General features: G+C 64.8%; 21 protein-coding genes. 3 read left to right on the top strand and 18 right to left on the bottom strand.

All coding sequences use genetic code 11. The annotated features are described in order from the left end of the window. Positions 1-53: 53 nt before the first annotated feature. On the top strand, positions 54-512 hold the full coding sequence (locus tag AC56LY_RS03795) for a hypothetical protein (RefSeq protein ID WP_499576729.1): 459 nt from the start codon (positions 54-56) through the stop codon (positions 510-512). A 467-nt stretch (positions 513-979) separates the two neighbouring features. On the opposite strand, the gene AC56LY_RS03790 is transcribed toward AC56LY_RS03795, so the two are convergent. The 11 genes from AC56LY_RS03790 to gspG form a co-directional block, all read right to left on the bottom strand. After that, positions 980-1693: a type II secretion system protein gene (locus tag AC56LY_RS03790; RefSeq protein ID WP_499576727.1), complete on the bottom strand. Its 714-nt coding sequence runs from the start codon at positions 1691-1693 to the stop codon at positions 980-982. Further along, a complete protein-coding gene (locus AC56LY_RS03785) occupies positions 1687-2076 on the bottom strand; it encodes a type II secretion system protein (RefSeq protein WP_499576726.1) in 390 nt (129 codons plus the stop codon). The genes AC56LY_RS03790 and AC56LY_RS03785 overlap by 7 nt, the downstream gene beginning before the upstream one ends. Positions 2077-2081: 5 nt before the next feature. Continuing rightward, entirely contained in the window at positions 2082-2555 is a 474-nt protein-coding gene (locus AC56LY_RS03780) for a type II secretion system protein (protein ID WP_499576724.1), read from the bottom strand. Positions 2556-2566: 11 nt separating this feature from the next. Next, on the bottom strand, positions 2567-4621 hold the full coding sequence (locus AC56LY_RS03775; RefSeq protein ID WP_499576722.1) for a secretin GspD/PilQ domain-containing protein: 2055 nt from the start codon (positions 4619-4621) through the stop codon (positions 2567-2569). Positions 4622-4635: 14 nt separating this feature from the next. After that, positions 4636-5181, bottom strand: a complete 546-nt coding sequence (locus AC56LY_RS03770) for a hypothetical protein (protein ID WP_499576721.1) — start codon at positions 5179-5181, stop codon at positions 4636-4638. Then, on the bottom strand, positions 5178-5753 hold the full coding sequence (locus AC56LY_RS03765) for a hypothetical protein (RefSeq protein WP_499576719.1): 576 nt from the start codon (positions 5751-5753) through the stop codon (positions 5178-5180). The genes AC56LY_RS03770 and AC56LY_RS03765 overlap by 4 nt, the downstream gene beginning before the upstream one ends. After that, positions 5750-6295: a PilN domain-containing protein gene (locus tag AC56LY_RS03760; RefSeq protein ID WP_499576717.1), complete on the bottom strand. Its 546-nt coding sequence runs from the start codon at positions 6293-6295 to the stop codon at positions 5750-5752. The genes AC56LY_RS03765 and AC56LY_RS03760 overlap by 4 nt, the downstream gene beginning before the upstream one ends. Further along, entirely contained in the window at positions 6292-7101 is an 810-nt protein-coding gene (locus AC56LY_RS03755) for a hypothetical protein (protein ID WP_499576715.1), read from the bottom strand. Before AC56LY_RS03755 ends, AC56LY_RS03760 begins: the two co-directional genes overlap by 4 nt. Beyond that, complete coding sequence (locus AC56LY_RS03750; protein WP_499576714.1) at positions 7094-8779, bottom strand: GspE/PulE family protein; 1686 nt, start codon at positions 8777-8779, stop codon at positions 7094-7096. The genes AC56LY_RS03755 and AC56LY_RS03750 overlap by 8 nt, the downstream gene beginning before the upstream one ends. Continuing rightward, on the bottom strand, positions 8776-9963 hold the full coding sequence (locus AC56LY_RS03745; protein WP_499576713.1) for a type II secretion system F family protein: 1188 nt from the start codon (positions 9961-9963) through the stop codon (positions 8776-8778). The genes AC56LY_RS03750 and AC56LY_RS03745 overlap by 4 nt, the downstream gene beginning before the upstream one ends. A gap of 62 nt (positions 9964-10025) precedes the next feature. After that, complete coding sequence (gene gspG / locus AC56LY_RS03740) at positions 10026-10463, bottom strand: type II secretion system major pseudopilin GspG (RefSeq protein WP_499576712.1); 438 nt, start codon at positions 10461-10463, stop codon at positions 10026-10028. 426 nt (positions 10464-10889) lie between these two features. On the opposite strand from gspG, the gene AC56LY_RS03735 reads away from it, so the two are divergent. Both AC56LY_RS03735 and AC56LY_RS03730 read left to right on the top strand, forming a co-directional pair. Next, positions 10890-11615 (top strand): NF038120 family PEP-CTERM protein, encoded by a 726-nt coding sequence (locus AC56LY_RS03735; RefSeq protein ID WP_499576711.1) that lies wholly within the window; start codon positions 10890-10892, stop codon positions 11613-11615. Positions 11616-11646: 31 nt separating this feature from the next. Beyond that, on the top strand, positions 11647-14787 hold the full coding sequence (locus tag AC56LY_RS03730) for a S8 family serine peptidase (protein ID WP_499576709.1): 3141 nt from the start codon (positions 11647-11649) through the stop codon (positions 14785-14787). A gap of 145 nt (positions 14788-14932) precedes the next feature. Here the strand turns inward: AC56LY_RS03730 and AC56LY_RS03725 are convergent, their stop codons facing one another. From AC56LY_RS03725 to AC56LY_RS03695, 7 genes are all read right to left on the bottom strand, one after another. Beyond that, positions 14933-15343, bottom strand: coding sequence for a hypothetical protein (locus tag AC56LY_RS03725; protein WP_499576708.1), 411 nt, complete (start codon positions 15341-15343; stop codon positions 14933-14935). Between the two features lie 82 nt (positions 15344-15425). Further along, positions 15426-16136, bottom strand: a complete 711-nt coding sequence (locus AC56LY_RS03720) for a LuxR C-terminal-related transcriptional regulator (RefSeq protein ID WP_499576707.1) — start codon at positions 16134-16136, stop codon at positions 15426-15428. Continuing rightward, positions 16133-16849, bottom strand: coding sequence for a winged helix-turn-helix domain-containing protein (locus tag AC56LY_RS03715; RefSeq protein ID WP_499581944.1), 717 nt, complete (start codon positions 16847-16849; stop codon positions 16133-16135). Before AC56LY_RS03715 ends, AC56LY_RS03720 begins: the two co-directional genes overlap by 4 nt. Positions 16850-17007: 158 nt before the next feature. Further along, on the bottom strand, positions 17008-17610 hold the full coding sequence (locus AC56LY_RS03710; RefSeq protein WP_499576705.1) for an NF038129 family PEP-CTERM protein: 603 nt from the start codon (positions 17608-17610) through the stop codon (positions 17008-17010). 12 nt (positions 17611-17622) lie between these two features. Continuing rightward, positions 17623-20601 carry an ExeM/NucH family extracellular endonuclease gene (locus AC56LY_RS03705; RefSeq protein ID WP_499576703.1) on the bottom strand — a complete coding sequence of 993 codons (2979 nt, stop codon included), beginning with the start codon at positions 20599-20601 and terminating at the stop codon, positions 17623-17625. Positions 20602-21038: 437 nt separating this feature from the next. Further along, positions 21039-22457: a mannose-1-phosphate guanylyltransferase/mannose-6-phosphate isomerase gene (locus AC56LY_RS03700; protein ID WP_499576702.1), complete on the bottom strand. Its 1419-nt coding sequence runs from the start codon at positions 22455-22457 to the stop codon at positions 21039-21041. Further along, complete coding sequence (locus AC56LY_RS03695) at positions 22454-23620, bottom strand: nucleotidyltransferase family protein (protein ID WP_499576700.1); 1167 nt, start codon at positions 23618-23620, stop codon at positions 22454-22456. Before AC56LY_RS03695 ends, AC56LY_RS03700 begins: the two co-directional genes overlap by 4 nt. Positions 23621-23635: the final 15 nt, after the last annotated feature.

Here is a 23635-nt window from a genome sequence, read left to right as displayed (position 1 = left end):
CCGGATCCGGCGGAGAGCGGACATTCTCCTGTTTTCAAATTTGGAAGCGACTTATGCAAATCCGCTGTGCTTCGTGTGCCTTGGCGTTTCTGTTATTGACTAACATTGTCGAAGCATCCCCTCTTGTTAGCTATTTCCCATCGAAGGATCTCGAACTATTTTTGGCGGATAAGTTCGATTTGGCCAGTATCCGAAGCTCTCTCGGGCCACGTCGTTCCCCAGCACTGCGCACATTTGCTGATTTCGGCCTGACGCCAAGCAAAGCCGCTGAGAATGCGCTTGTGTTTGAGACCCCAGGTACATGGTTGTATGAGCTGAAGATTGTGGGAAGGAAGGACGTCAACGGGGATGGAATCGAGGACTTGGAGGTTTGCTTCGTCGATCAGGCATTAAACGGCGGAACCTACCGCACATCAAAAGGGCTGCTGGTTACGCGCTACTCCCCAGACGGTTATGCAGTCGCCTTGGATTTCAGTCTTAACGATAGCATTTGTGACGAATATGCCCGGTAGAGTTCTGTATGCAATGTCCGCTCTGGTCGGTTCCTGGCATTCGTTAGAGTCTGCGGCTTTTCTGCCTTAGCGACCTGATATGCCCAACTGAACGGTCGGGTTGGGCACACAAGCGGACATTGCAGCTATCATTGCTCAGGTATCGTGCTCACTCATTTCCGGTCCAAACTATATCTTCAGCTCAGGGATCTCATGTTCAACTTTTTCCATCCTAAACCTGTCGTTGACGGCCGCGCAGTCGCAGTGATGGTTGTGCAACAAAAGGCATTAGCTCTGCAGGACAACCGAACGTTGGCCGTGACAATCCAAAATGCTGCACCAAGCGGGCTAACCGCAAAAGATGGCGGTTGCGAGAAATAGTGGTGGTCTGCTTGGGTTCGACAGCTGCCTGTCGCTGCAGTCAGTGGATTTCCAATTCGGCCTGGCTTATCGGATAACTTGTGGCAGGCTCTATTGTTCGTCTATACCTACCGCTCCTCGGGTAACGTTTCCGGCTCGGGCTGCGCTTGCGGTTCGGGCGCAGTCTCCGGCACATTCGCCGGTGCGGGTTCTGGTGCAGGTTCCACTTCTTCGGCCGTCTCCGCCGGCGGCACATCTGCCGGCGCTGCCGCAGGCAAGCCAGGCGGCACCGGTTGCGCCGTCGGCGCCGCCGGCGCAGCAGGCCGCGGCTGCGGCTGTCCAGGGCCCTGCCCCAACGCCGGATCACGCGCCTTGAACCGCCACGCGGAAATCGTATCAGCATTGTCCAGGCCCGCGAACCGGCTGTCGAAATTGGCGACCTTCAGCGGCCTGGCCGTCGACAGACTATGCACTGCAACCACGCCCGTCGTACCCTCCCCCAGATACACCACGCCCCACTCGGCCTTGCCCGTCAGCGGGTCGACGAAGATCTTGCGCAGGTGCCGGCGCACGCCGGGCACGCGCGGGTCCTTCAGCAATTCCTTGAGCGATGGCGGATACGGCGAGGCGCCCTGCGGCGTCGCCGCCGCGTAGCTGTCGAGCGCCGCGCTGAAGGCGGCACCGATGTCCAGCAGTTCTTCTTCGGCCGCCGCCCGTTGCAGCAGCGCGCCGATCTTGAGCGTGGCTGCGCCCACCAGGCCGATGATGGTGACAAAGATGATCAGGCCCAGATAGGTGAACCCGGCCTGGCGCCCCCGCCGTATCCCTTCCCGAACTACCATTCCAGATAAGGCCGGCCGCGCCGGTCATTGCCCGGTGCGCCGCTGCGCAGGTTGGCAAAGCCCCCCTGCTCCCCTTCGTGCGGCGCTTCGAGGATCCACGTGTCGCGCGCCTCGGTGACCGGGTCGAGCGGAATTTCGCGCAGGTAGCGTGCCTCCACCAGCTGCTCGAGCGATTCGGGATAGCGGCCGGTATCGGAGCGGTACTGATCGACCACCTGGCGCGTGTTGCGCAGGTTATCGGCAAGGATCGTCTCCTTCGCGCTGTCGATGCTGGGGAAAAAGCGCGGCAGCGCCACCGTCAGCAGCAGTGCGATGATCCCCAGCACCACCAGCAATTCGATCAGCGTGAAGCCACGGTCTTTTCCATCTGCATGCAGTTGCATCGTGCTCACCATTTGTTGTAGGGGATGCCGTTCAGCCCCACCCGCGTGGAGCGCGAATACACATCATAGACATCGTCGCCTTCCTGCGGTTGATCCGGCTCGCTGGCATAACTGCGCTTGCCCCAGGTGGCGGCATCATCAAGGTCGCGCTCCGGCGTAAACGGGTCGCGCGGCAGGCGCCGCATGAAATAGATCTTCGCCTGTTTGGGACTGCGCAGGTCGGGCACGCCCTGCACCAGCAATTCGAGACGCGGCGGATAGCCGCTGGCGTCGGCGGCCTTGGCCACGCGGCCTTCGTCGGCAGCCTTCTTGTAGGCATCCAGGCCGGCGCGGATTTCGCGCAGGCCGCGCCGCAGTTCCTGCTCGTCGCGGCGCTGCACCGTCACTTCGGCCACCGGCAGCACCAGGGTGCCGAGCAAGGCCAGGATCGCGAGCGTGACGAGCAGCTCGATCAGCGTGAAGCCGTGCCGCGCGCGCATGCCCGGCTGCGTCATCGCTGCGGCACTGGCGGCGTCACGCCCGGCGGATAGGCGGCCGGCTGCGCCTCGGCCTCCGGCGCAGACGCAGGCGCAGATTCGGGCGCCGTCACCGGCTGGCCCGGCGGCGCCGATGGCGGCGAGCCCAGTTGCGGTGTGGCCGGCAAGGCCGACGGCGGCACCGAGAATGACGTCGCGGGTTCCTGCGCCGGCGGCGGCGCGACGGGCGTCGTGACCGTCGTCGTCGTGACGGTTGCTGGCGACGCCAGGGCCGGTATGGTGGTCCGCGCGCCCGTCGTCGGCAGCGCTACCGGTGCGCGCACGGCATTGTCAGGCCGGCGGCGGAAGCTCGACTCGGTGCCGGCGCCGAATTCGGATGCCGATGCGGGCGGGCGCTGCACCGCGCGCACGATGCGCGGCGTGATCGACAGCAGGATCTCGGTGCGTCCGCTGCTGTCGGTCTGGCTGCCGAACAGGCGGCCGACGATCGGCAGGTCGCCCACGCCCGGCACCTTGGTGCCGCTGCTGCGGTCTTCATTGCTGATCAGGCCAGCGAGCACCTGGTTCTCGCCATCCTTCAGTTGCAGCATGGTGGTCGCCGAGCGGCTGCCGATGCGGTAGGCCACCGTGCCGTTGCGGGTCTCGACGCGCTCACCCAGCGTGCTGACCTCCAGGTTGATGCGGATCGCCACCTCGTTGTTCAGGTAGATGGTCGGCTCGACGTTCAGCGTCAGGCCCACGTCCAGGTAGGTGATGTTATCGGACGCGAAGCCGCCGATCCCCGACGACACCGTCGCCGAGATATTCGGGATCTTGTCGCCGATGACGATCTTGGCCTTTTCCTTGTTGCGCACGCGGATGCGCGGGTTGGCCAGCGTCGTCGTGTCGCCGTCGGTCTTGCTGGCGTTGAGCGTGGCGCTGATCGGGCCTGTCGTGATCGTGCTGCTGTTCAGGCCACGCAGCTGGTCGATGGTCAGCACATTGCCGTCGAACGACGTCAGTGGCGAGAACCCGAGCGATGACGGCCAGTTGATCCCCAGGTCCATCACGCTGCTGCGGTTGATCTCCAGCACCTCGACGTCGAGCATGACTTCGGGCTCCGGCACGTCCTGCAGCGCCACCAGCTGCGTGGCGATGCGGATCGCTTCCGGATTGTCGCGCAGGATCACCAGGTTCAGTTTTTCATCGACCACCACGTCGCGGCTCTTGAGGATCGTCTTGAACGTGTTGGCGATGGACTTGGCGTCGGCGTTCGCCAGGAAGAACGTCTTGACCGTCATTTCCTGGTACTCGCGCAGCTTGGCCGCGACGTTCGGGTAGATCAGGATCGTGTTGCCGTCCATGACCTGGCGCTCGAGCTGGTTCGTCATCAAGAGGTAGTAGACGGCCGCTTCGACGGTGCTGTTCTTCAGGAAGATCGAGGTGCGGGTATCGGCCTTGACGTCCTTGTCGAAGATGAAGTTCAGGCCCGAGTGACGGGCGATGATCTCGAACACCTGCTTGAGTGGGGCATCACGAAATTCGAGGCTGATGGGCTTGCGGTAGCTGGCCGCCAGCGCTGCCGGGCCGGATGGCGCGGCCGCCGCTTTCTCGTCGATCTCCAGCAGCAGCAGGCGCGCCGCCTCGTGCGCCGGACGCTCGGTCAGCACGGCCGCGAGCTTGTTGCGCGCGGTGTCGATATCGTCCTTCTCGAACGCGGCGCGTGCCTCGATCAGTGCGGCCGCATGGCGCCGGTCCGCCTCGACCTGGCGCAGGCCAGCGCGGGCGCGGTCGTTGCCCGGATCGATGGTCTGCACGCGCCGATATTCGTTACCGGCCACGTCGATCTGGCCGGCGGCCAGCGCGCGGTCGGCCGCCTCCACCATGCGCACGACGGCGCCGTCGCGCGCGCGCAGGTAGGCCGCCTTGTATTCGGGATTGCCGGGATCGGCGGCCAGCGCCTCCTGGTACTTGGCCAGGCCGGCGCCGACCTTGTCCTGGGCCACCAGTGCGTTGCCCTCCTGGTAGGCGCGCTGCGCCGCGCAACCCGCGAGAAGAAACGGCAACAGCAGCAGGGTCAACCCCCGCATCGGCAAACGAGCCATCAATCGAATACTCCAATATTGAGCTGCTGGACCTGGTCCAGCGGCAGGTAAGTCAGGGTCAGCGTGGGCGGACGGATCGCGTCGACGCGGTAGGCGCCGTCGATCGTCGCGCCGTCGCGCACGAGATAGGTACGGTCGTTGCGGGCCAGGTAGATTTCCCACACGCCGTCCTGGAGCGACTTGCCGATGTACTTGAACGGCAGGGGCGGCGCCACGGGCGGCGGCGGTGGCGGGGGCGGTGCGTTCGATGGCGGTGGCGGTGGCGGCGTCCAGTCGTGGCGCGCGAACAGGCCCTGCTCACCCTCGCCGAAACGCTCGCCGTCGGCGCCGATCAACTCGTCGCGGGGGACCAGGCGGACGATTGCGGTGTCCGCGACCGGCTTGATGACCGCCACGGCCGTGCTGCGCGCAGGCCCGGTGGACGAGACTGTCGCCACACGTTCGGCCGGCGCGGCCAGCGTATCTTCAGGTGTGTTGTCGCCAAACACGACCAGGCCCGCGGCCAGCGCCAGCGCGCCACCCATGGCGATGTGACGGGACTTCATCGTGCTTCTCCCGGTGCTGCGCTGCGCTCGGCCAGATAGAACGTCAGGCGCAGCCGCGCATCGACGCCTGCCTCGCCGATGGCGTCGCGGCGAAATGCCACATCGTCGAGCGAGGCATGCGGGACCGCGCGCAGGACGTCCATCGCAAACTGCCAGATTGCCGCGTAACTGCCCTTGACGGGCAGGTTGACCTGATAGGCGACCAGCCGGGCGTTGCGGTCAACGGTGGTGCGGTACTCGCCCTGCTCCAGCGTCAAGCCATGGCGCGCGGCCAGTGCGAACACCGCTTTCAACTGGCGCTCCACGCTACGGGCATCGCCCAGCGTCGCGTAGAACTGCGCCAGGTTCTGGTCGCTGCTCGGTGGCGGTGCGCTTGGTGCCGGGCGTGGTGGCAACGGCGTGCGTGCAAGGCGGCGCGCCGCCTCGTAGTCTGCTTCGAGGCGGGCGCGCGCCGGCACCAGCGCGACCTGCACGGCTGCGCCGGCCACGATCAGCGCCACGACCAGCGCCACCAGCGGATTGACGCGCGCGAGCAGCAGGCGCGCGCGAAGTGGCAGGGTCGCGAGCGTCATGGCGTCCCCCATTGCACGCTGACCTGGAAGCGCAGCGGCCGGTTCGGGTCTTCCTGCATGACTTCATGGCGCATCAGCACCACACTCGTGAACCATTCCTCGGCCTGCAGGCGGGTGATGTAGGCCAGCATGTCGTCGCTGTTTTTTGCCTCGGCGCTGATGCGCAGCGTGCGCCGCTTGGCGTCGGGTTCCAGCGCCAGCAGCGCGATCGAGGCTGGGGTGGCTTCGGCCAGCGCCGCCGCCAGGTCGCGCCATGGCAGGTTCAGTTGCCCCACGGCGGCGTTGACGGCAGTGACCTGCGCCGGCGCCAGGGTTACCTTCGGCGCGGCCGCCACCACGACGGGCGGCGGCGCACTGCGCACGGCCAGCGCTGCCTGCAAGTCGGTCAGTTCCTGCTGCTGCTCGACGTAGCGCTGGGTCATGAACCCTGCCGGTACGCACATCGCCAGCACGGCAGGCAGCATGAAGATCAGACGTGGCGGCGTGCGAAACAGCGTGCGGCGCAGGCCGGGCGGGGCGAAATCGATGCGGGTACGTTTCACGCGGGCGCTCCCGTGCGCGCCAGGCGCGCCAGGTCGGACCAGCCGTCGCCGGCGTTCTGTTCGAGCAGGCTGCAGGCAAACTTCAGACGCCCCGGGCTGCTGCCCCAGGTGGCCGGCGCGGCGCCGCACAGTTGCAGCCGTTCGGGCCGTCCCACGCCCACGCGCAGCGCTTCGCGCGCCACGTGCGCTTCCAGCCAGTCGCGATCGGCGCCGGCCGGGATCGGGCTGCTGCGCACGGCCATCAACACCGCGCCGTCATACGCCGCGAGCGACAGCACGCCGCCATGCACCTGGCCGAACCAGGCCCCTGCCCTGCGCGCCTGGCGCCACTGGTTGAGCGAGGCGACGAACTGCGGCCGGATGTCGACCAGGTGAAAGCGGTGGGTCTCGGCGGCCAGCATCAGGCCATCGAGCAGGTTGAGCGGCGCGGCGCTGGCCAGGAACGGCTTGGCCGCATCCCAGTCGGCGCGGATCACCCACTCGGCAGGCGGGGCGCCGAACAGGTGCTGGAAGCGCAGCGCGGCCGCCCCTTCGAGGTCGCCCATGCGCGTGGCGCCTTGCGGCGGCGTGACCTGCCACAGGCGGATCAATTCATCGGCCAGCACGACACTCACCGTCCAGCCGCCAGGCGCATGGTCGGCGAACAGCGCGCGCAGGCCCGTGGCCAGCGCATCGGGCGCGAACAGGTCGAGCCGCTGCTCGGCCAGCAGCACGGGCGCGCGGCCGAACAGGCGGTTGATCCTGACCAGGGCCAGGCCATCGCTGGCAATGCCCAGCCGCAGGGTGTGTCCAAGGACTTTACGCATGCAGGGTCACCCGCTTGATTTCATCGATGGTGGTGGCGCCGCGCCGCACCAGGTCGAGTGCGGCCAGGCGCAGGCTGCGCGTGCCGTTGGCGTGGGCCGCGGCCTTGATGCGGCGGATTGGCTGCTTGTCGACGATCAGTTCGCGGATCTCGTCGTTCAGGGTCAGGATTTCGGCGATCGAACGGCGGCCCTTGTAGCCGGTGCCGCGGCAATCGCCGCAGCCTTTGCCGCGCATGAACAGATAGTCGCCTACCTCGGCACGTTCCAGGTGCACCGAAGCCAGTTCGAGATCGGTGGGGTCGTGCCGCTCGCCGCAGCGCGGGCAGTTCATGCGGATCAGGCGCTGGGCCCAGATGCCGTTCAGCGCCGAGACGAACGCATACGGATCGATGCCCATGTGCGTGAAGCGCCCGAACACGTCGAACACGTTGTTGGCGTGGACGGTCGTCAGGACCAGGTGACCCGTCAGCGCCGACTGCACCGCGATTTCGGCGGTTTCGCGGTCACGGATTTCACCGACCATGATCTTGTCCGGGTCATGCCGCAGGATCGAGCGCAGGCCCTTGGCAAACGTCAGCCCCTTCTTTTCGTTGACCGGGATTTGCAGGATGCCGGGCAGCTGGTATTCCACCGGGTCTTCGATCGTGATGATCTTTTCGCGGCCATTGTGGATTTCAGTCAGCGCCGCGTACAGCGTCGTGGTCTTGCCCGAACCGGTCGGCCCCGTGACCAGCAGCATGCCGTAGGCTTCCTGCGCCAGGTGGCGCAGCGTGACGAGCGACGGCGCGTCGAACCCCAGCGCTTCGAGTGTGAGCGAGCCGTAGGCTTCGATCATCGCGCGTTTGTCCAGGATACGGATCACCGCATCTTCGCCGTGGATGCTCGGCATGATCGACACGCGCAGGTCGATGTCGCGCCCGGCCGCCTCGACCCGGAAGCTCCCGTCCTGCGGCACGCGGCGCTCGGCAATATCGAGTTCGGCCAGCACCTTCAGACGCGAAATAATGTGCTCGGCCAGTTCAATGCCGCCCACCGTCGTGGCGTGATCGAGCACGCCATCGACGCGGTACTTTACGGCCAGGCCGCCGGCCGTGCTTTCCAGGTGGATGTCCGAGGCGCCGGCTTTCAACGCGTCGTACAGCGTGGAGTTGACCAGCTTGACGGCCGGGCTGCCCGCTTCGGACACCGAGGCGAACGACAGCACGGTGCCGATCTTGCCGTCGCGCCTGCCGTCGGCTGCCCCGCCCACGAGCGAATCGACAGCGCGCGCCGATTCCTCCTGCTTGGACAGGTAGGCCTGAATGTCGGCCTGCTGCGCCAGGCACAGTGCGAGCGGTCGGCTGGGCATGGCGCGGGCCTGGGCGCCGAGCCACGTCTGCAGGTCGAGGTCGAACGGATCGGCCACCACGCCGACCAGGCGCCCGTCGGCGTGGCGCAGCAGCGCGCAGTGACGCGACAACGCCTGCGCCAGCGGCAGCAGATCGAACGCCGGCGCGAGCAGCAGCATCTCGCCCGTTTCCATGACGGGCAGCGCAAACAGTGCGGCCAGGCCGTCGACCAGTTCGCGCGCATCGCGCCCGGTCAGCGCTTCCAGCTCGGCCACGAGGCCACGGCGCGACACGTTGGCCGCGGCTCTGGCCTGCGCCAGGATGGCGGGATCGAACGGCGCGGCGGTCACGACATGTCCCCTGCCAGATCGAAGATCGGCATGTACAGCAGCACGACGATGGCGCCAACCACGAGGCCGATGGCTGCCATCAGGAGCGGCTCGAAGGTGCGCGTGAAGCGGTCGATCCAGCGCCCGATCTCGCCATCGTAGAACGCGGCCGACTGGGTCAGCATCGGCCCCATCTCGCCCGTGCGTTCACCCACGCGCAGCATGCGCAGCGAGATCGGCGTGGTCAGGCCATTGGCCTCGAAGGCATTGGACATCGGCTCGCCCGACTCGATCGCGGCGCGTGCCGCCATCAGGTTTTTTGCCAGGTGTGGCGAGACCATCTGCTGCACGGTTTCGATGGCGCCAACGATCGTGATGCCGCCTTCGGTCAGCATGCCGAGCGTCAGGTACAGGCGCGAGAGTTCATACACGCGGGCACGCTCGCCGATGCCGGGCACGCGCCGCAGCAGCCGCCCCATGCCGCCGCTGCGGCGCAGGTGACGAATGCCGGCGACGATGCCGGCCACAACCAGCACGGCGCCGATCAGGATTGCCGTCCCGTGGCCGGACGCGAACTGGCCCCAGTCGAGCAGCCGCTGCGACAGCCAGGGCAAGTCGCGCCCCGCGCCCTGGTAGACCTCGGCAAATTTGGGCACCACATAGCCGATCAGGAAGCCCGAGACGCCCCCGCCGACCATCAAGAGGATCACCGGATAGATCGAGGCGCTGACGATTTTGGCGCGCACGGTGTCGATGCGCTGCTGGTAATCGATGTAGCGCGTCAGCGCGCGCGGCAGGTCGCTGGTGCCTTCGGCGGCGCGCACGATGCCGATGTACAGCGGCGGGAACAGCATCGGCTGCGCCGCCAGCACGGCTGAAAAGCGCTTGCCTTCGCGCAGGCCGCCGAGCAGGCGTTCGAGCACGGCGCGGGTGGGCGCGGCGCTTTCCTTTTCCAGCAGGGCTTCGAGGCTTTCGACGATGCCCAGTCCGGCATTGAGCAGCGCGAGCAACTCCTGGCTGAACAGGACCAGAGATAATTTGGCGCCGCGTGAACTGGCCAGGCGCGCGCCGCGCGCCGGTTCGACGGCGCTGACGAACAGCCCGCGCGCCTCGATCTGGCGGCGCGCATCCTGCGCGTCGAGGGCGTCGACGACGAGGTTGGCGATCGACATGTCGGGCGCGAGGGTGCGAACGGCGAACTGCATGGGCGGCGCTGTCAGGTGGGTGAAACGAACAATGAGGCGAACAAAAAAGCGGACAACGTCGTTCAGTTCGACGTGATGTCGGCGTTCTCGCCGGCGCCGCCGGGCTGGCCGTCCTTGCCCAGCGAAAGCACTTCGTATTCGGCCTTGGCGCCGGGCGCGCGGTACTGGTACGCATTGCCCCATGGATCGAGTGGCACGGCTTTTTTCAGGTACGGGCCGTTCCATTTGACGCCGGCGCTGGGCGGCGCCGTCATCAGGGCAGCCAGGCCTTCTTCGGTGGTCGGATAGCGGCCGACATCGAGCCGGTAGGTGTCGAGTGTCTTATCGAACGCGTCGATCTGGGCCTTGGCCGCGGTGACTTCGGACTTGCCGAGTTGGGAAAAATATTTCGGGCCGACATAGGCAGCAAGCAAACCGATGATGACGATCACCACCAGCAATTCCAGCAACGTGAACCCGGCGCTGCGACGCGCGGCGCCCCGTTTCATGGCAAAAAACATCAACCGACTCCTCATGTGCTACTCGAAAAAGATACCTCTGAACGGTATCACGCGGTATAGCAGAAGGACAACTCTTGTTTTGAAATACCACCCAACGTCAAAGCTGTAGAGCTGAAACAAACAGCACCTTGTTCAATTACCGTTACAAAAACACCACAATTCATACTGACGTCATAAAACCATAAAACAAAGACTGGTCGCTGTGGAAACCGAATTTAATTAGCCTTTTTCGCTAAAACTCAAGATTTTTCCTGTTAAGAATTTTTACATTTTAATTATTTCCATTGATATATTTATTTACAACGCAACACGAGTTGCACTTTTACCGGTCTTGCCGAATCACGGCAGGGACCATTTCAACGACAAAGGCACATCATGACCCGGCACGCGCGATTCGCATTACCGAACCTCGGCAGCACCCTTGCAATGTTATGCGGCACCGCGCTTGGCGCTGCCGTCCTGGCCGCACCGGCCCAGGCAGCCACCATCGGCTTCGAGAACGGTTATGGCGCTGTCGCGCATGGCGAGACTTACCAGGAATCGGGCTTCTCGCTGTATTTCGATGCGAATAAAACGGGCGCCGATGGCAGCACCGGTGTGGGTGCATTTGTCGATGGCAGCGACCCATGGGCCTGCGACATGGCCTGCCCGGTCAATAATTCGAGCATGTACTACGGCGCATTCAACGACAGCGTCGTCTGGATCACCGCTGCAGACAGCAACCCGTTCCGCATGCTCGGTCTGGATGCGAGCTTCATCGGCAATACGACCGAGCTGGGCGGCTACCCGGCCGTCTCGGGTCTGCTGCGCGCGCAGGGATTCCGCGCCGACGGTACCTCGTCTTACCTCGACCTGGCCCTTGACGGTCCGTCGAGCGCTGGATTCGGGTTCGGCGGCTACGACTTCGGTGCGTTCTCGCAACTGGAATTCATGGAAGTCGCTCTCTTCGGCTTCGTGTGCAATGTCGCGGGTGACTGCTCGGCCTTCAATACCAACCAGGGCCAGTTTGCCATCGATAACCTGAACCTGGAATCGGGCGCAGCCGCCGATGTGCCGGAACCGGCCAGCGCCCTCTTGTTCGGCCTCGGCCTGGCCGGCCTGGCCGCCAGCGCACGCCGCCGCCGCAGCAACAGCCTCGGCTTCACCGCCTGATCCCCACAACGCTTCCCGGGAACGAATCACCATGAAACTCCGTCCATTATCCGCTGCCGTACTGCTGGTCCTGTCCAGCCTGACGATCACCGTCCAGGCCCAGGACGTGCGCCGCCCGTATATCGTTCAACTGGCCGACAAGCCGATCGCCGGCTATACCGGCGAGATCGCCGGCATGCCCGCCACCCAGCCGACCGCAGGCAACCGCCTGAATCTGGAAGCCCAGAACGTCCTGCTCTACAACAACTACCTGACCCGCAAGCAGGCGGCCGTGCGCGCCGTCGTGGCAGGCGCACCGGTGCTGCATGAGTACAGCGTGGTCCTGAACGGCTTTGCCGCGATGCTGACCGATGCCGAAGTGCGTACCCTGATGGCGCGCACCGACGTGGTCACGGTCTCGCCGGACGTACCGCGCGAACTGGCCACCACCTACACCCCGACCTTCCTCGGCCTGGACCAACCGGGCGGCCTGTGGTCGCAGCTCGGCGGCCAGGGCGCCGCCGGCGAGGACATCATCATCGGCATCGTCGATGGCGGCATCTGGCCCGAGCATCCATCGTACGCCGACCGTATCGACGCCAACGGCAAGCCGACCTTCGCCACCAGCGGCACCATCGTGTACGATGCGCCGCCGTCGCGCTGGAAAGGCACGTGCCAGACCGGCGAAGGCTTCACGGCCGCCGATTGCAATAACAAGCTGATCGGCGCCCAGTACTTCGATGCCAGCTACCGCTCGAGCAACCGGGTCAGCCACTGGACCGAGTTCAACTCGTCGCCACGCGATTCGATCGGCGGCACCACCGGCGAAGGCGGTCACGGTACCCACACCTCCACCACGGCCGGCGGCAATGCCCGCTCGACTGCGGTCGTCGGCGGCGTCGCCATCGGCGAAATGAGCGGCATGGCGCCACGCGCGCGGATCGCTTCGTACAAGGTGTGCTGGACCTACCTGGATCCGGCCCAGGCCAGCGGCCGGCGCAATGCCTGCTTCACCGGAGACAGCGTCGCGGCCATCGAAAAAGCGGTGGTCGATGGCGTGCACGTGATCAACTTCTCGATCAGCGGCGGCGAATCGATCATCGACCCGGTCGAGCAAGCTTTCTTCAATGCCTCGAACGCCGGCGTATTCGTTGCTGCCTCGGCCGGCAACAGCGGTCCGGCAAACACGGTCGCCCACATCAGCCCATGGCAGGCAACCGTTGCCGCCTCGACCCACAACCGCGAACTGCAGGCCACCGTCACCCTCGGCAACGGCCGCAGCTTCCGCGGCGCCTCGATGAATTCGACGGCCGTGGGCCCGGCGCCAATGATCACCGCCGAAGCGGCCGCGCTGCCAGGCGCCAATCCAACGCTGGTGGCGCAGTGCTACAGCGCCAGCGGCAACGGCGGCCAGGCCGTGCTCGATCCGGCCAAAGTGGCCGGCAAAATCGTGACCTGTATGCGCGGCGGCAATGCGCGCGTCGACAAGAGCCTGGCCGTGCAGGATGCCGGTGGCGTCGGCATGGTGCAGATCGACAACGGCACCGGCCTCGTGGCCGAAGTGCATGCGGTCCCATCGGTGCACGTCAATGCCAACGATGGCGCTGTCATCAAGTCGTATGCCGCAACGTCCGGCGCCACCGCGTCGATCTCGACCTTCGTGATCGGCACGTCGAGCGTGCCGGCACCGATGATGGCCAGCTTCTCGTCGCGCGGCCCGAACCGTTACGACCCGAACGTGCTCAAGCCTGACATGACCGCACCTGGCGTGGACGTCATCGCCGGCGTCTCGCCGAACATGACCGAAGCGCAGCGCGCAGCGCTGCTCACCGGCACGCTCGATCCGGTGCCGGTGGCCTGGGCGTCGTACCAGGGCACGTCGATGTCGAGCCCGCACGTGGCCGGCCTGGCCGCCCTGCTGCGCCAGCAGCACCCGACCTGGTCGCCAGCCATGATCAAATCGGCACTGATGACGACCGCCACCGACACCTTCGCCGATGCGATTGCCAACGGCGACACGCGCGGCCGCCTGCCGTTCGGCCAGGGCGCAGGCCACGTGGCACCGAACGCTGCGGCCAATCCGGGCCTGGTGTATGACATCACCGAACTCGATTACCGCAAATACATGTGCGGCGCGGGCGTCACGGCCCAGTGTAGCGGCGGCAGCATCGCCGGCTACAACCTGAACCTGCCGTCGATCGCGGTTGGCAATGTGCTGGGCACCGTTACCGTTACCCGCTCGGTCACCAATGTCAGCGACAGCGAATCGACCTATACGCCGACGGTGGCCATCACGGGCTTTAACGCCACGGTCAGCCCGACCTCGCTGACCGTACCGGCTGGCGAGACGCGCCAGTACACCGTGACGCTGACCCGCACCAACGCTGTCGAGAATGTGTGGCAGTTCGGTTCGCTGACCTGGTCGGACGGCACCCACCGCGTGCGCAGCCCGATCGTGGCCCGCTCGGGCCGCCTGATCTCGGCGCCTGCCCTCGTGGAAAGCGACCGCGCCAGCGGCGGCAAGTCACTCACCATCAGCACCGGATTCGCCGGCAAGATGGGCGTGGCGGTCGGCGGCATGAAGGAAATCGACCGCATTGCCGGCACCGTGGGCACCGCCAACCCGGCGATCTTTGGCACCCGGGAAACGATGCGCCAGGCCTGCCTGGCCAGCGCACCGGGCGTGTTCGTGTCCAAGGTTGTGGTGCCAAGCAACGCGATGGCCGCGAAGTTCGAACTGTTCGACCGTGACATGACGGGCGAAGGCGCGAACGACCTCGACCTGCTCGTGCTCAACGGTGCAAATGCCGATGTGGGCTATTCGGGCAACGGCACGTCGGACGAGATGGTTACGCTGACCTCGCCAAGCGCCGGTACCTACACGGTCTGCGCCCTCGGCTACGACACCGTCAATGGCGGCGTGGTCGGTTTCGGCCTGCATGCCGGCGTCGTCACCACGGCTGACCGCGCCTACAACTTCAAGGCGCTGGTGCCTGCCCAGGTGTACGTGGGCGGTACGGCAACGGTCACGACGAGCTGGTCGGGTCTGCCAACCGGCAAACGCTTCCTGGGCGCCATCCGCTTGCTCGAACCAAACGGCGCGATTGCCTCGACGACGCTGCTGCAGGTGGAAACCAACAGCCCGATTCCACGGGCGGTCTCGGGTGCACGCAAGAAGGACCTGGGCCGGTAAGGTGATGCTGGATCGTTGCAACAGAGCAGCGTTCAACGATCCGGCGATCCGGCGATCCGGCGGTCCGGCTGTCCGGTGGTAAACGACAAAGCGCGCCTCGGCGCGCTTTGTCGTTGCAGGCGCATGACAATGCGCTGATGAACGATCAATTGGCTGGGGAACCGGTGCCCAGCTGGCAGGTGCCGGCGACGCAGACTGCGCCCGGATCGGCCTTCAGCATGCAGGTCGATACCATGCCACTGGCCGTGAGCGCGGCCTTGGTCTCGGCGTACGAGCGTTCGGACAGTGCGCGCAGCGCCTTGGCGTCGCTCTTTTGCGTGGAGTACGGCAGGTATTCCTGCGGGCCGCCACAGGCCATGGCGCCCACCGGCAGCGTGCGGCATTGCGCGTTGTCGCTGCACGTCGGCGTGCCGATCTGGCGCCGGATGTCGGCCAGCGTATTGGCCGGCGCCGTGCTGATGGAGGTTTCACCCTTGACCTGAGCGCGGACGGGACCTTGGGCCTGGCTCGTGCAGGCGGCGCAGCTGACGAGCAGCAAAAGTAAGAGTTTGTTCATGGGGCTATCTTCGCGTGCGTTCGGCGTGCGGTCAAGTACATTGCGCCTGGCCCGCCCCGCCGGGATGTCCTTGCAGCGACGATCAGAGCAGACGCAGCGCCATGCAGCGCGCCACCGCGTGCGCCCGGTTGGCCACGCCAAGCACCCGGTAGCTGCGCTGCAGATGGTTCTTCACCGTCAGCGCACTGATGCCAAGCTGGCGCCCCACTTCTTCGTTGCTGTGCCCCTCGCGTATCCGGTCGAGCACGGCCAGCTCGCGCCCGCTCAGGGGCCGCACCGGCGCGCTGTCGGCCACCTGCCCGGCGCTGGCGGCGACCGGCATGCGCAGCAGTCCCAGATGCAGGTACGGCAGCAGCAACTGCAGAAAATAGACCTGGAGCGCAGCCGGCCGCGATGGCATGCCCAGCAGTGCGAATACCGTACCCGCTGCCCCCGGCTGCGCGCTGCCATGCACGAGCGCGTGGTCCATGCCCGTCGCGCTCAAGGCCATGTCGGGTGCATCGATTACCGTGGGTATGGCGCGCCCCGCCTGCCAGCGCGCGACCAGCGCCGGCGCTACATGGGTCTTGAGCCGCGCCAGCGCAGCGCGGTCGAGCACGGTGCGGTGCAGGCACTCGACATGGTCGACGGCGCCGGCCGCATCCAGTCTCGCGCACAGCATGATCTCGTGTGGCAGCAGCGCCTGGAACGCCCCCTGCGTCCACAGGAACAGCTGGCGCCGCTCCGTGAGGTCGACACCCGACTCGATCGTACGCAACAGGTATTCCTGCTCCAGCTTGTCGAGGATCGTCATGCTGCCCTCACCAGCGTCGCCAGTGCCGGCAGGCCGGCCGTAAAGCGGTAGCCGGCGCCGCGCACGGTCTGGATACGCTCCCCCTGCCCGTCCGGGCCCAGCGCCTGGCGCAGGCGGCCGACATGGGTGTCGACAGTCCGTTCATCGAGCACCGCATGGCAGCCCCAGACCCGGTCGAGTAATTGTGGTCGCGAGTGCACACGGTCGGGATGGCGCATCAAAAATGCCAGCAGGCGAAATTCGATCGGGCCGAGCATGATCGGACGGCCACCCGCGCTCACTTGCAATGTGTCCGGATCGAGGTGCAAGCCGCCGTCGCGCAGAGCGGCAGCGCCGGCCGGTGCCAGCCGACGCAACACGGATTGCGTGCGCGCCAGCAATTCGCGCGGGCTGAACGGCTTGGTAACGTAATCGTCGGCGCCCGATTCGAGCGCCAGCACCTTGTCGGCCTCGGCGCCGCGCACGGTCAGCATGATCAGGCCCAGTCCACGCGTGCCCGCCTGTGCACGCAGGCGGCGGATGAGCGTTTCGCCGCTCTGGCCCGGCAATTCCCACTCAATCAGCACCAGATCCGGCAAGCCGTGCGCCAGATGCCGCAGGGCCTGTTCCGCATCCGGGCAACAGTCGACCAGATAGCCGGCATTGCCGAAATTGAGCCTTAATAACTGCTGGACAGCAGGGTCAGGATCGACCGCGAGAATCTGGACTGGCATGGAAGGCATAGGTAATGTCTGCGCGACAATACAATGACTATGCCCCAAGGATGCGCTGTTTATAAATACAATTTCTTTATCGTATTTAGATATTTAAAGAATAAATCGGGCGCAGCGACCTGGCAGTCGCTGCGCCCGATTTATCTGTACTGCAGGTTTCAGCCGCGTTGTTGCATCCGGCGGGTGGCGACGATCAGCAGCAAGCCAGTGGCCAGCAGCAGCCATTCGCCTGGTTCAGGAACTTCCGCGATCTGGGCGACTTGTGCCAGGCCAGGGGCGTTCACGGTGACGTCGTCCATCTTGCCCGCGATCACGTCGATCGAGAGCAGTTCGGCGTCGGCGCCAAGGTAGGCATCAAACGCGTCGTTGAACAGCGCCACGGTGAACAGCGTACGCAGTGGCTCATTGCCCAAATCAAACGCCACGTCGAAGGAGAACAGCCCACCGAAGGTCACTGCCTGGGTGAAGAAATTTTCGCCCGTGCTGTTGCCCAGGATCGCCCCGGCAGCCACGGTACCGGTGGCATCACCCGCATACGTCGCATCGCCCATGAAGTTGCCGCTGAAGTTGCTCAAACGGGCGATCGATTGCCCCATGTCGCCACCACCGTTGAAGCCCAGGTCGAGAAAGCCGGTGCTGCCCGCAAACGACGACGTGTCGACGGAAACCCGGTACAGCGGACCGGCCAGCGCTGCAGGTGCGCCGACAGCGATCGAGAACGCCAGCATGGCGCGAAGAAACAGAGCGTACAGATTGTTCATGATGATTCCTGATCAGAGTGCGCCGGAAACCAGCTGCGGGGTGTAGGTAATGGACCGTTTGGCGCTATTGGTGAACGTGGTCGTGAAGGTGACGGTGGCGCCTGGTGCGACGCTCGCTTGCGGCAGCGTCAGATAAGGCGCGCCGCCCCGCATGCCGGTGCTGTTGTCCAGCGTCACGCCGCTTGGCAAGCCCTGCATGACAAAGTGCAGCGGGCCGGTGAGCACCGTGGCACTCGTGTTGGTGACCGTGACCTTGCCGCTGTATTTTCCGGTGATGCGGTTGATGGCAAAGCCGCCGATGTCCACACTGACCGATGCCGTGACATCACTGAACGCGGGCGTCAGGTTCAGGCTTACCACCAGTGGATCGTGGTCCGATGCACGGTAGGCGTTGTTGCGGTACGGATCTTGCACGGTGTCGTTCAGGTTGTAGTCGATGGTTTCCGGCTCATCCGCATTGCTGTGCCATTCGGCGGCGCCCACCACTTGCGCGGCCAGCGAGCTGCTTGCCAGCGCATGGTCGAGGTAGCCCGACAGGCCGTCGAACACATACGAGTACGGCATCGCGTTCGGACGCACGAAACGCTCGAGCAGGTTGACCATGCCGGCCACGCCGGTCAGGTGGTTGATCGGGGTTTCGAAGGCGTAGGCGTTCAGGTCACCGATGACCAGCACGTCCGGGTCACCAGCGGCCGCGATCACTTGCGGGATGAAGTACGACGTCAGGCGCTGGGCCTGCTGGGTGCGGGTACGATCCCAGCAACCTGCGCCATTGCCCGGGTCGGTATCGCCAGCGCCGGCGCCGCTGCATCCGCCCTTGGATTTCAGGTGGTTCACGACGACCGAGAACTTGCCACCGCCATTGCTGGCCATGAAGGTCTGGGCCATCGGCGCACGGTTGTTGACGGCGTTGCCGTCCGACAGCGCACTGCCCACCAGCGACACGACCGACGGCTTGTAGATCATCGCCACGCGGATTGCATCGGTGCCCAGCGCGACCGGCTGCGGCACGACGGCGTACTTGCCCGGCGCCGTGGCGGCGTTGAGCTGCTCGACCAGGTAGCCGACGGCGATGTCACGGTTGTTCTGGATTTCCATCAGGCCGACCACATCGGCGTCGAGCGCGGCCAGCGACTTGACGATCTTGTCACGCTGACGGATGAACTCGGCCGAGTTGTCTGCACCGCGGCAGTTGCCGGCGGACGTCGAGTTGCCGATCGTGCAGCCCTGACCGGTGCGGCCCCAGGCGTCGCGCCCGTCAGTGAAGGTGGTGAAGAAGTTGAGCACGTTGGCGCTGCCGACCTTGACGCCGGCCGGCACGGTTGGCGCCGGGGTACGCTCGTTGGTACGGGCAAAGGTCGGGGCCATGGTCGGCTGCAGCTTGAAGCCGGCGCCACCACCACCCAGCGCGCCATAATCGATGACACCGGTCAGGTCGGTGACGGTGTCGCCGACGCGCACGGTACCGTCTTCGGCCAGGTACGGAATTACGGCTGGTGCAACGAAAATGCCGTCGTCCAGCACGATCTGGTTGGCCTGATGTTCCTGGTACAGCGCCAGGGCTTCCGGCGAACCGAGCGGGAAACGGTTGGTTGGGTTTTCGCGGCGGCCATTGGCCAGAATCAGTTCACCACGGTCACCGACGTTGCGGTTGCCGTTCACCGTCAATGGCGAGGTGAAGCGCACCAGCATGCCTTCGACGCTGGCCAGATCGGCGTTCGGCAACACGATATTGGTCGGCGTGACGGCTGGACCGGTACCCAGGCGCTGCACGCCCGTGACGTTGGAAAATTCGGTATAGGTGCGGTTGGCGCCGGTTGGGCGGTATTCGACGATCGTGCCGGTCACGCGCACCAGTTCGCCGATCGCCGCATCGGTCGGCGCGCCAAAGACATACAGACCGTCCGACGTCGACGGGTCGCCATCGCCGGCGGCGTCCTGGATGAAGAAGCCGCTGCCGATCTTGGCCGTGATCACGCCTTGCGTGGACTGGACCGTGCCGACATACGGGCTGGCCGCACCCGATCCCTGGATCGCCGGAATGCGCAGTTCACCGGCGACATTGACGTTGATGGAGCAGGTTTCGGCGTCGCCGGCGACATTGCCGAACTGAACCTGGACCGGATAGCTGCCAGCGGCCAGCGTGTCGGCAATGACGAGCTGCGCCTGGGCACGACCGCCAACGGCGCCGGCGGCTGCGAAGTCGACCAGACTGATGCCGGGACGAGCGCCGCCGATGATGCTGGCGCTGTTGACGATGCCGTCACCGTCAATGGCCGACAGGAGCGTTGACGAAGCGCTGCCCTGTGCGACCTGGACCGCTGTCGGGCAGGTCAGCACGATCGGCTGCACGACCGGGCCACCGCATGCCTGGATGGCCGAGCCCATGCTGCGTGGGCCGGTCACGGGCGAGGCAGCAAAGTCGTCACGGTTGTTGTCGGTATCCTGGCAACCCAGCGCCGCGCGCTGGATCGAATTGACGGTCGATGGGGCCGGTGCTGGCGCGCCCTCGGCGCGGTTGGCGCTGCCGAAGCCCACCAGGTCGATCAGGTTCGTGCCCTCGCCCGCTGGCATCTGCGTCGCAATACCGGACAGCGCGACCTTGCCGCCACCTGCCGCCATGTCGAAGCTGGCGCTGGTGGCGTCGCCCGTACCCACCGGCATGGCGTTGGCCTGGGTGCCGGAGCGACCGACCATCAGGAAGTATTGACCTGGCTTGAGTTCCACGGCCGGCAGGCGCGTGACCGAACCCCAGGCGGTACCGGCTGCAGACTGGTACTGCAGGCTCATGCCATCCAGATTGACTGGCGAGGAACTGCGATTGAACAGTTCGACGAAGTCGTGGCTCCACTGACCGCCAGCGTTGTTCGAATGGGCATATAGCTGGCTGATCACGACGTCGCCCGGGGCAGCCGAAGCTGTCGCGGCAAAGCCGGCAATCAAGGTCGCCAGCAGCGTACGCCGTGGCATGAAGGATGCAAAGGTGGTCATGGATTCCCTGTTGGTTGTCATGCAAGGCATGCTTGCGGCATTCATTAACAAAATCATAGTAAATGCGCTAATTGACAACATGATGACGCTGCATTAGACCAAAGGAACCAATCTTCAGCATGCATACAACACAATGGAGAATTACTGCGGCAGAACGGTGGTTCCTGCAAGGCTGACGGGCGGCTGGCACGGATATAGAGCGCCGGGATGGCCGCTGCTGAACGCGTGTCGGGCAGGGTCGGTCGAGGACCATGTAACGGACGAGCAAATTGCCGCCAGCGTGCTGCAGGCAGAATTCGTCGGTGGGGAAACGTGTGGGTGTCGCCGGGGGGTGGGTAATACTGGCGTCGGTCACGCAGGAACGCGTGGCGCCACACCGGTGATGCCGTGGCGGTCAGACCGACCGCCACGGCATCACCGTGATACAGCGTAAAGAATTACGCGCGCTTGTAGATATCTTCGAAGCGAACGATGTCGTCTTCACCCAGATAGCTGCCCGACTGCACTTCGATGATGTGCAGTGGCAATTTGCCCGGGTTTTCCAGTCGGTGGTTCATGCCGATCGGGATGTACGTCGATTCGTTCTCGGACAGCAGGCTGACCGTATCGCCGCACGTCACGCGCGCCGTGCCCGACACCACGACCCAATGCTCGGCGCGGTGATGGTGCATCTGCAGCGACAGTTTCTCGCCCGGCTTGACCGTGATGCGCTTGACCTGGAAACGGTCGCCCGCATCGATGCCTTCGTAATGGCCCCATGGACGATACACCTTGGTGTGGTGCAGGTGCTCGGTACGCTCTTTCGACTTCAGGTGTTCGACCACCTGCTTGACGCGCTGCACCTGGCTCTTGCTCGTGACCAGCACGGCATCCTGGGTTTCGACGACAACGATGTCTTCGAGACCGACGACGGCCACGATGCGGCTTTCGGCACGCACCAGCGAGTTCTTCACGCCATCCAGATACACGTCACCGCGCTGGGCGTTGCCGTTGGTATCTTTCGGCTGCGTTTCCCACAAGGCCGACCACGAACCGACGTCATTCCAGCCGATATCGGCCGGCACGACTGCCGCGTCACGCGTGTGCTCCATGACCGCATAGTCGATCGAATCGGACGGGCACGCCGAGAAGGCGGTTTCGTCGAGACGGCAGAAATCGAGGTCGCGGTAGGCAGCGTGCATGGCCTGGTCGGCGGCAGCGGCGATGGCCGGCGCGTGCTCTTGAAGCTCTTGCAGGTAGCGCGCAGCGCCGAACATGAACATGCCGCTGTTCCAGTAATACGTGCCTTCAGCAACAAAGCCTTCGGCGGTAGCCGCATCCGGCTTTTCGACGAAGCGCGCCACGTTGTAGCAATCGCTGCACTCGGCCACCGGTTCGCCGCGGCGGATGTAGCCGTAGCCGGTTTCCGGGGTTTTCGGCACGATGCCAAACGTGGCCAGCTTGCCGGCCTCGACCAGGCGGGTCGCGCGCTCGACTGCTTCACGGAAAGCCGCGACATTTTCGATGACGTGGTCGGCTGGCAGCACCAGCATGACGGCGTCCGGATCAATCTGTTGCAGGTGGTGCGCAGCTGCGGCCACGGCCGGCGCCGTGTTGCGGCCAACCGGCTCGAGCAGGATGCCCAGCGGCGTGATGCCTACTTCGCGCAACTGCTCGGCCACCATGAATCGGTGATCATTGCCACAAACCACCAGTGGCGCCATCAATCCAGGCCAGTTCGTCACACGCAAGGCAGTGTCCTGCAGCATGGTTTTGTCGGCAACCAGTGGCAGTAACTGCTTTGGCAGAACGGCACGCGACAGGGGCCACAGACGGGTCCCGGCGCCGCCGGAAAGGATGACTGGATAGATCTTCATGCGCTGGCTTTCTCTTTCTTTGAATCGTTGGTGTCCGGGGTATCCTTGCGGCGCGAGGTGCGACGATCGCGTGCATTCAGCCACTCTTCGGAAGAATATTCGGAAGTGTGCTTCATCTCGCCATTTCGGTCGACACTGTATTCCTTGAAGACAATCATTTCATTTAATGTTACATCATGCAACACCCGCGTGTATTCAAACAGGACGCTGCGAACGACTTCGGCACCTTCGCAGATGTGGCTGCCGTGACCGATCCAGGTCGGGCCCACGATGCGCGTGCCCGCTTCGATTTTGCAGCCGGAACCGATGTACACCGGTCCTTCGATGGTCGTGCCTTCCCAGTCGATGCTGGTGTTCAGGCCAACCCAGAGACCTGGCTTGATCTGGATGCCCGGCACGTGCATGTGGTTCACTTCGCCAGTCAGGACCGTCTGCAGCACTTCCCAGTAGTCGCTCATGGTACCGATATCGAGCCAGTTGAACGGGCGGCCCTGGGCATAGAACGGCAGGCCGCGCTCGGCCAGCAGCGGGAACAGGTCGGAGCCGATGTCGAACGAGACGCCCGACGGGATCAGATCGATGACTTCAGGCTCGAAAATATAGATGCCGGTCGAAATGAAGTTGGACTTGGCATCGGCTTCGGACGGCTTTTCCTGGAATTCCTGGATGCGGCCTTCTTCATCGGTCACGACCACGCCGTACGACGAGACCTTGTCCCATGGGACTTCCTTGGTGATGACGGTGGCCATCGCGCCCTTGCGGCGGTGTTCCATCAGGGCCGCCTTCAGGTCGAGGTCGATCAGCGCGTCACCGCACAGCACGACCGTGGTGTCGTCGAAGAAGCCACCGAATTCCTGGATTTTCTTCATGCCGCCGGCCGAGCCGATCGGCATCGGCACGACTTCGCCGTCGTCCTTCGTGTAGCCTTCGAAGGAGTAGCCGATCTGGACGCCGAACTGCTCGCCTTCACCGAAGTACTCTTCGATTTTTTCATGCAGCCAGCTGACGTTGACCATGATTTCGGAAATTCCGTTTTTTCGGAGGTGGTCGACCAGGTAGGCCATCACGGGCCGGCCCAGCAACGGAATCATCGGTTTTGGCAGATCGTAGGTGAGTGGACGCACGCGCGTCCCTTTGCCTGCGGCGAGAATCATGGCTTTCATTCGATGTTCCTTTGA

It is taken from the genome of Telluria sp. ZT3P25, from assembly GCF_059685895.1.
Note: the sequence above shows the minus strand (reverse complement) of the source record. Positions and strands in the feature narration are given on the sequence as shown.

Coding starts and splice junctions, on each gene's coding strand:
- AC56LY_RS03790 (WP_499576727.1), bottom strand. CDS start 1,693: ATGGTAGTTCGGGAAGGGATACGGCGGGGGCGCCAGGCCGGGTTCACC.
- AC56LY_RS03765 (WP_499576719.1), bottom strand. CDS start 5,753: ATGACGCTCGCGACCCTGCCACTTCGCGCGCGCCTGCTGCTCGCGCGC.
- AC56LY_RS03730 (WP_499576709.1), top strand. CDS start 11,647: ATGAAACTCCGTCCATTATCCGCTGCCGTACTGCTGGTCCTGTCCAGC.
- AC56LY_RS03710 (WP_499576705.1), bottom strand. CDS start 17,610: ATGAACAATCTGTACGCTCTGTTTCTTCGCGCCATGCTGGCGTTCTCG.
- AC56LY_RS03795 (WP_499576729.1), top strand. CDS start 54: ATGCAAATCCGCTGTGCTTCGTGTGCCTTGGCGTTTCTGTTATTGACT.
- AC56LY_RS03770 (WP_499576721.1), bottom strand. CDS start 5,181: ATGAAGTCCCGTCACATCGCCATGGGTGGCGCGCTGGCGCTGGCCGCG.
- AC56LY_RS03700 (WP_499576702.1), bottom strand. CDS start 22,457: ATGAAGATCTATCCAGTCATCCTTTCCGGCGGCGCCGGGACCCGTCTG.
- AC56LY_RS03715 (WP_499581944.1), bottom strand. CDS start 16,849: ATGCCAGTCCAGATTCTCGCGGTCGATCCTGACCCTGCTGTCCAGCAG.
- AC56LY_RS03725 (WP_499576708.1), bottom strand. CDS start 15,343: ATGAACAAACTCTTACTTTTGCTGCTCGTCAGCTGCGCCGCCTGCACG.
- AC56LY_RS03720 (WP_499576707.1), bottom strand. CDS start 16,136: ATGACGATCCTCGACAAGCTGGAGCAGGAATACCTGTTGCGTACGATC.
- AC56LY_RS03735 (WP_499576711.1), top strand. CDS start 10,890: ATGTTATGCGGCACCGCGCTTGGCGCTGCCGTCCTGGCCGCACCGGCC.
- AC56LY_RS03775 (WP_499576722.1), bottom strand. CDS start 4,621: ATGCGGGGGTTGACCCTGCTGCTGTTGCCGTTTCTTCTCGCGGGTTGC.
- AC56LY_RS03705 (WP_499576703.1), bottom strand. CDS start 20,601: ATGACCACCTTTGCATCCTTCATGCCACGGCGTACGCTGCTGGCGACC.
- AC56LY_RS03695 (WP_499576700.1), bottom strand. CDS start 23,620: ATGAAAGCCATGATTCTCGCCGCAGGCAAAGGGACGCGCGTGCGTCCA.
- AC56LY_RS03755 (WP_499576715.1), bottom strand. CDS start 7,101: ATGCGTAAAGTCCTTGGACACACCCTGCGGCTGGGCATTGCCAGCGAT.
- AC56LY_RS03780 (WP_499576724.1), bottom strand. CDS start 2,555: ATGCGCGCGCGGCACGGCTTCACGCTGATCGAGCTGCTCGTCACGCTC.
- gspG (WP_499576712.1), bottom strand. CDS start 10,463: ATGTTTTTTGCCATGAAACGGGGCGCCGCGCGTCGCAGCGCCGGGTTC.
- AC56LY_RS03745 (WP_499576713.1), bottom strand. CDS start 9,963: ATGCAGTTCGCCGTTCGCACCCTCGCGCCCGACATGTCGATCGCCAAC.
- AC56LY_RS03785 (WP_499576726.1), bottom strand. CDS start 2,076: ATGCAACTGCATGCAGATGGAAAAGACCGTGGCTTCACGCTGATCGAA.